Origin of the sequence: Novosphingobium sp. B-7, assembly GCF_000410615.1 — a bacterium.
GTDB lineage: Bacteria > Pseudomonadota > Alphaproteobacteria > Sphingomonadales > Sphingomonadaceae > Novosphingobium > Novosphingobium capsulatum.
Map to the genome: position 1 here is coordinate 1 of NZ_KE148385.1, position 6,813 is coordinate 6,813.

Here is a 6,813-nt window from a genome sequence, read left to right on the forward strand (position 1 = left end):
TGGCCAGGCGCGCACTATCACCATTGATCTTGCCGAACGCGATGGCGCGCTGTGCCTGGCGATCGGCGACGATGGCCAGGGCTTTGCCGGGCCGCCGCCCCATGCCCTGCCCGCCTCGCTCGCCACGCGCGCCGCCGCGCTGGGCGGTTCGTTTGCGCTGGAAACGCGTGCCGGCCACACTTGCTTGCTTTTCACCCTGCCGCTGGACCTGTCATGACCCGCATTCTCATTGCCGATGACCATGCCTTTCTGCGCGCCGGGCTGGAACAGGTCTTGGGCCGCCTGGGGCACGAGATCGTTGCCTCGGTCGGTGATGGCGCGGCGGCGCTTGCCGCCATTGCCCAGACCCGGCCCGATCTGGCGATCGTCGATCTGCGCATGCCCGCGCCCGATGGCGTCGGCGTCCTCTCCACGCTGCGCGATGCCGGCGATGCCTTGCCCGTGCTGATCCTGGCGGCCGAACTCGACGATGCCAGCCTGGTTGCGGCAGTGCAACGCGGGGTCAATGCCATCGTCCTCAAGCATGCCCCGCCCGGCGCGCTGCAAGCAGCGATCACCGCCGTCATGGCCGGAGAGCGCGCCATTGCCATGGACCTGATGGAGCGCGCCTTTGCCGCCGCCACGCGCCCTGCGGCCACGGGCGAAGACGCCATGGCCGCCTTGTCCGATCGCGACCGCCAGATTGCCGAAGGCGTCGCCGCCGGCCTGCGCAACCGCGATATCGCCGATAGCCTGGGGGTGACCGAGGGCACGGTAAAGATCAACCTCCACCGCCTCTATGACCGCCTGGGCGTGGCCAACCGCACCGAACTGGCGCTGCTGGTCAAGACCGGCGCCCACCCGCGCCCGTGATCTGGCGCGCATGGGCCAATGCCGGTGGGGGCTTTTGCTCCTGTGTGGACGTTCTAGCGTCTTGCACAAGCAGAACAGCGGGACCCCGGATCAAGTCCGGGGTGACGAGAAAATATAGGTAACGTAAAAACTTGTCGTCACCCCGGACTTGATCCGGGGTCCCGCTTGATAACACCCGCCCGCGCCTCAGCCGTCCTAACGTCCAGTCAACATCGTGCGCACGCGCTGCTCCAGATCGCCCACGGCAAAGGGCTTGGTCAGGATCTGCATCCCCGGCTCCAGATGGCCACTGCCGATGATCGCGTTCTCGGCATAGCCGGTAATGAACAGCACCGGCGTGGCAGGCCGGTGGCTGCGCGCGGCGTCGACCATCTGGCGGCCGTTCATGCCGCCGGGCAGGCCCACGTCGGTCACCAGCATGTCGATCGGCGCATCCGATTGCAGGATCTTGAGCCCCTGCGCGCCGTCTTCGGCTTCCAGCACGTGATGGCCCATGTCTTCCAGCGCGGTCACCACCAGCATGCGCACCAGCGGCTCGTCATCCACCACCAGCACGGTGCCTTGCCCCGGCGCCGGCGCGGGATCGGTGGCCGACATGAAGTGCCCGCTCAGCTCGCCCTGCGCCTGTTCCGCGCCGTAATAGCGCGGCAGGTAGATGCACACCGTGGTGCCGCTGCCTTCCTCCGAATAAATCCGCGCGTGGCCGCCCGATTGCTTGGCAAAGCCATAGATCATCGACAGGCCCAGCCCCGTGCCCTGCCCCAGCGGCTTGGTGGTGAAGAACGGATCGAACGCCTTGGCGATGACATCGGCCGACATGCCCACGCCAGTGTCAGAGACGCACAGCGAGAGATACTGGCCCGGCGGAATTTCGTGGGCGTCGGCGCTGCGTGCATCGAACCAGCGATTGGCCGTCTCGATCGTGATGCGGCCGCCATCGGGCATGGCGTCGCGGGCGTTGAGACACAGGTTGAGCAGCGCGTTTTCCAGCTGGCTGGCATCGACCAGCGCGGTCCACAGCCCCGCCGCCCCGACGCATTCCACCGCAATCGCCGGCCCCACCGTGCGCCGCACCAGATCGGCCATGCCGTTGATCAGATCGTTGATGTCGGTCGGCCGGGGATCGAGCGTCTGGCGCCGCGAAAAGGCCAGCAGGCGATGGGTCAGTGCAGCAGCACGGCGACCGGCCGCCTGGGCCATGGCCAGATACTTCTCCACCTCGGCAAAGCGGCCTTGGGCGAGGCGCGTGCCGATCATTTCCAGGGAGCCGGAAATCCCCGCCAGCAGATTGTTGAAATCGTGCGCCAAGCCGCCGGTCAGCTGGCCGACGGCTTCCATCTTCTGGGCCTGGCGCAGCTGTTCCTCGGCGTGCATCAGTTCCGCGGTGCGATCGGCCACGCGCTGTTCCAGCGTATCGGTCAGGCGGCGTAGTTCGTCGGTCACGCGGTCGCGCTCGGCCTCCACCGCGCGCCGCGCCTCCAGGTCCAGCAGCACGCCGGGAAAACGCCGGGCCTGGCCCTGCGCATCGGCTTCCACCCGGCCCACCGCCTCGACCCAGGCATAGCGGCCCTCGTGGCCCCTGACGCGGTATTGGTGGCGATAGTGCCCCAGATCGGCCAGGCATGCGGCAATCGCGGCATCGACACCGGGCTTGTCGTCGGGGTGCACGGCCTCGAGCAGGCGATCGATGGTATAGCTCACCGGGTCAGCGCTGGGCGGCAAGCCGAATACGCCGGCAAAGCCTTCATCCACGGCCACCTGCCCGTTCGGGATGTCCCACATCCAGGTGCCGATGATCGCGCCAGCGGCAAGCGCCAGTTGCACCCGCTGCACGTTGTCGCGCGCCAGGGCCTCGCTCCGCCGCAGCGCAGCCTCTTGCGCCTTGCGCGCGGTAATATCGCGGAACAGCACGGAAACCTGGCGATTGCTGGCCGGCCCGACGCGCCGCGCCGATACTTCGATAAAGCGCTCGGCGGTCACGAACTCGCGCTCGAACCGCACCGGCTCGCCGCTGCGCAGCACCTCGCCATAAAGCGCCAGCCAGCCATCGGCCTCGGCCGGAGCGATATCGCGTAGCGTCTTGCCGACAATGCCGGCAATGCCGGTATGGCGCTCATAGCCGCTGTTGGCCTCGATATGGCGATAGTCGCTCATCGGGCCATGCGGGCCATCAAAGAACTCGATGATGCAAAAACCGTCGTCGATCGCCTCGAACAGCGCCTGGCGGTGGGCATCGGCGGCATCGGCGGCATCGCCCGACACCACGCCGGCCTGCCGCAACCGCAGCACTTCTGCCTCCAGTTCCGCGCGGGAAAGAGTCTCGAGTGCCGGTTGATTCACGGTGTTTCCCTGCTTGCCTGGTGTTGGTCACGACAAGGGCAAGATAGGCCCCCGCCAGCGCAACGCACCGCTGGCGGAAACGTGCCCAACCTTTCGGAAAGAAGGAATTTAATCCGGCAGCTGGATCAGGCCGGGCGCGCTTTCGTCAATCGCGGCGGCAGAACCACAGGCAGTGCTCATCTTCCTTGGCGCCTTCATAGGCCGGGACGAACTCCACTTCCACGTCAAACCCGGTATCGCAAAGCACACGCGTGAACTGGCCATCGGGATCGGCCGACCAGATCGCCAGGATGCCGCCGGGGCGCAGGGCCGCATAGGCCGCGGTCAGGCCCGGCGCGGCATAGAGCCGGTCGTTCTGCTTCTGCACAAAGCCATCGGGGCCGTTGTCGACGTCGAGCAGGATCGCATCATAGGCGCCGCGCCCTTGCGCGATCACGTCGTGCACATCGCCCAGCGTCACGCTCACCCGCGGATCATCCAGCTTGCCGGCCATGACATGGGCCAGCGGCCCGCGCGCCCACGTCAGGATTTCGGGCACCAGTTCGGCCACCTGGATGCGCGCCTTGGGGCCCCAGGCATCGAGCGCGGCGCCCAGGGTAAAGCCCATGCCCAGCCCGCCGATCAGCACCGCGGCATCGTGGCGGCCCAGGCGGTGCGCCGTCATCAGCGCTAGCGCCTCTTCCGAAACATGGTCGGTATTGCCCATCAGCTCTTCATCATCGAGCTCGATCGAAAAGCTGTCGCCGCTCTGCAGCAGAAGCAGTTCGCCGCCATCGGGCAGGCGCGCCTTGTCGATAAGGCGGATCGTCTCGTCCCGCACCGGGGCAAGCGTGGTCTGGACCAAGAAATATTCCAATCGCGGCAACGACCCGGCCCGGGGCGAGTGGCAGCACGCAGCCATCCACCGGGGCGAGCATGAGGGGGGAAATGCCACCCCGCAAGAAACAAGGCACGGCACCGACGCAATGCCAGTCCATACCGACTTGGCCCTGCATTGCAATGCCGGGTAATGGCAATCGGGCGCCCGCCCCCTGGAAATCGCGGCAGGCCGTTCCCAATTGCCAGGTCCCTCCCCCCATCCCGCCGGTCTCTCGCCGCCGCGAAAGGGCTTCATGCCGCGCAATCCCTATTATCATGGCCCGGTCAGCGATCATTTCGACGGGCTGCGCTTCCGCAACCTGGCCGGCGAGCCGGAAACCGATCGCAGCCTGGGCGATGTGCTGCGCTGGCGGCGCAGCGCGCCGCGCCATGCCTGGCCGCGCCATGTGCCGGTGGTGCCAGCCCATCCCGAAATGGCCGTCGCCGGCCTGCGCGTGACCATGATTGGCCATGCCACAGTGCTGATCCAGGTCGACGGGCTCAACATCCTGACCGATCCGGTCTGGGCGGCGCGCGCCAGCCCGGTCAGCTTTGCCGGCCCGCGCCGCGTTACCGCGCCCGGCGTTGCCCTGGCCGACCTGCCGCCGATCCATGCCGTGCTGCTCTCGCACAACCATTATGATCATCTTGACGTGGCCACGCTCAAGGCCCTGCACCGCGCCCACGCGCCGCTGATCATCACGCCGCTGGGCAACGATCGCATCGTACGCCGCCACATCCGCCACGCACGCCTGGCGCCGCTCGATTGGGAGCAAGCCCACCCGCTCGATGCCGCAGGGCAGGCCCTGGCGCATCTCGTACCGGCGCTGCACTGGTCCTCCCGCTCGCCACGCGATCGCCGCATGGCGCTGTGGGGCGGGTTCATGATCCAGGCGGCGGGGCGCACGATCTATTTCGCCGGCGATACCGGCTATGGCACGGGCGCCATCTTTCGCCAGCTACGCCAGCAGTTTGGCCCGGTCGATTGCGCACTCTTGCCCATCGGCGCCTACGACCCGCGGTGGTTCATGGCGGCGCAGCATACCGATCCGGCCGAAGCGGTGCAGATCATGCACGATCTCGACGCGCAATGGGCGCTCGGCATCCATTGGGGCACGTTCAAGCTGACCGACGAACCGCGCCATGATCCCCTGCGCCAGCTCGATGCCGCGCTGGCCGCGCAAGGCGTGGCACCGGGCCGGTTTCGCGCGCTCCATCCCGGTGACGCGATCGATATTCCGCCACGCGGACCGCTGCGGTGATTCTCGCCCAGGCGCCCCGCCGATGCGCCCCCCGGCCGGCAAATACGGCCGTTCGCCAAAAGCTTGCTTGAACGAGCGAGCGCCGGTGCATCCGTTCGATTTTCATAAATAGCGCTTAATATCAGATAGATAAATGGATATCGCAAAAGCATGCCGAACGGCGCCCAAGCCGGCCAAGGGATGCATGCTGCGGTCTTTTTGCGCGCGCGAGAGATTGCCAAGCCACGCGTTGCTCAATTGAATGAAATTTGCTATGCATGCCCATCAACAGCTTCAAACGGGCGAATGATGGCTGATAGCAGTGCAATCGTGGGGCAAATCGGCGATCTGGCCCAGGCCGGCGAACGAATGATCGAGCGCCTGCGGCGCAAGGCCTTTCTGCCCGAAAGCCGCAAGGGACTCAACGTGCGCTTTGGCATTGCCGAAGCGGCGCAGCTGATGGGCTGTTCCACCAACCGCATCCGCATGGCCGAGGACGATGGGCGCCTGCCGCCCCCGCCTTCGGGCGACAATGGCCGACGCATCGGCTATGGCGTGCAGGAAATGCTCCACATGCGCGAAGTGCTGGGCGCCATGCCCACGCGCGGGCCGCACGATGTGCCCGCGATGATCGCGGTGCAGAATTTCAAGGGCGGCGTGGGCAAGTCCACCGTGACCACTCACCTGGCTCACTATTTCGCCGTGCAGGGCTATCGCGTGCTGGTGGTCGATTGCGACAGTCAGGCGACCACGACCACGCTGTTCGGCTTCAATCCGCATTTCAACATCACGCGCGAGGAAACGCTCTACCCCTATCTGTCGATCGACCCGACCCAGGCCGATCTGCTCTATGCGGTCAAGCGCACGCCCTGGCCCAATGTCGACCTGATCCCCTCGAACCTTGAGCTGTTCGACGTGGAATACGAACTGGCGGCGGCCGGTGCCGATGGCCAGTCGGTGCTCGCCGCGCGGTTTCGCAAGCTCAAGCAGGGGCTGCTCGATCTGGCCCGCGATTACGATGTGGTGATCCTCGATCCGCCGCCCGCGCTCGGCACGATCTCCCTCGCGGTGATGCAGGCGGCCAATGCCCTGCTCGTACCGCTGGCTGCCACCACGCCCGATTTCTGCTCCACCGTGCAGTTCCTCTCGATGATGGACCAGGTTATCGCGCAGCTGGTTGAAGCGGGAATTGCCGTGGATTATCAGTTCGTTCGCCTGATCTGCTCCAAGTTTGACGGCAACGATCCCAGCCACGCCATGGTCCGTACGATCATGGAGCAGACCTTTGGCCCGGCGCTCCTGCCCGTGCCGATCCTGGAAAGCGCGGAAATCAGCCATGCCGCCTTGCGCATGATGACGATCTACGAACTGGAAAAGCCGATCGGCACGGCCAAGACCCACAAGCGCTGCCGCGCCAACCTCGACGAGGCGCTGGGCCAGCTCGAACAGCTGGTGCGCGCGGGCTGGGGTCGCGTTGCCCCGGCGCGGGAAGAGGATGTGCTTCATGCCTGACCACGCCGCC

Annotated in this window: 6 protein-coding genes; 4 read left to right on the plus strand and 2 right to left on the minus strand. The window is 66.4% G+C overall.

The genetic code is table 11. The features are described 5' to 3' along the window. Together H926_RS33455 and H926_RS0116145 are read left to right on the plus strand one after the other, a co-directional pair. On the plus strand, nucleotides 1-217 hold a 217-nt coding region (locus H926_RS33455), incomplete at its 5' end, for a hypothetical protein (RefSeq protein ID WP_043609953.1). Beyond that, the gene (locus tag H926_RS0116145; RefSeq protein ID WP_022677240.1) at nucleotides 214-852 is read left to right on the plus strand and encodes a response regulator transcription factor; all 639 of its coding nucleotides are present in this window, start codon (nucleotides 214-216) and stop codon (nucleotides 850-852) included. The genes H926_RS33455 and H926_RS0116145, both read left to right, overlap by 4 nt. A gap of 195 nt (nucleotides 853-1,047) precedes the next feature. Here the strand turns inward: H926_RS0116145 and H926_RS28130 are convergent, their stop codons facing one another. Together H926_RS28130 and H926_RS0116155 are read right to left on the minus strand one after the other, a co-directional pair. After that, entirely contained in the window at nucleotides 1,048-2,634 is a 1,587-nt protein-coding gene (locus H926_RS28130) for a PAS domain-containing hybrid sensor histidine kinase/response regulator (protein ID WP_237741074.1), read from the minus strand. Between the two features lie 703 nt (nucleotides 2,635-3,337). Beyond that, the gene (locus H926_RS0116155) at nucleotides 3,338-4,036 is read right to left on the minus strand and encodes a hypothetical protein (protein ID WP_051146400.1); all 699 of its coding nucleotides are present in this window, start codon (nucleotides 4,034-4,036) and stop codon (nucleotides 3,338-3,340) included. Between the two features lie 268 nt (nucleotides 4,037-4,304). Between H926_RS0116155 and H926_RS0116160 the strand changes: the two genes are divergently transcribed. Beyond that, a complete protein-coding gene (locus H926_RS0116160) occupies nucleotides 4,305-5,312 on the plus strand; it encodes an MBL fold metallo-hydrolase (protein WP_022677243.1) in 1,008 nt (335 codons plus the stop codon). A gap of 288 nt (nucleotides 5,313-5,600) precedes the next feature. Further along, complete coding sequence (locus H926_RS0116165; RefSeq protein WP_028658115.1) at nucleotides 5,601-6,803, plus strand: AAA family ATPase; 1,203 nt, start codon at nucleotides 5,601-5,603, stop codon at nucleotides 6,801-6,803. Nucleotides 6,804-6,813 lie beyond the last annotated feature (10 nt).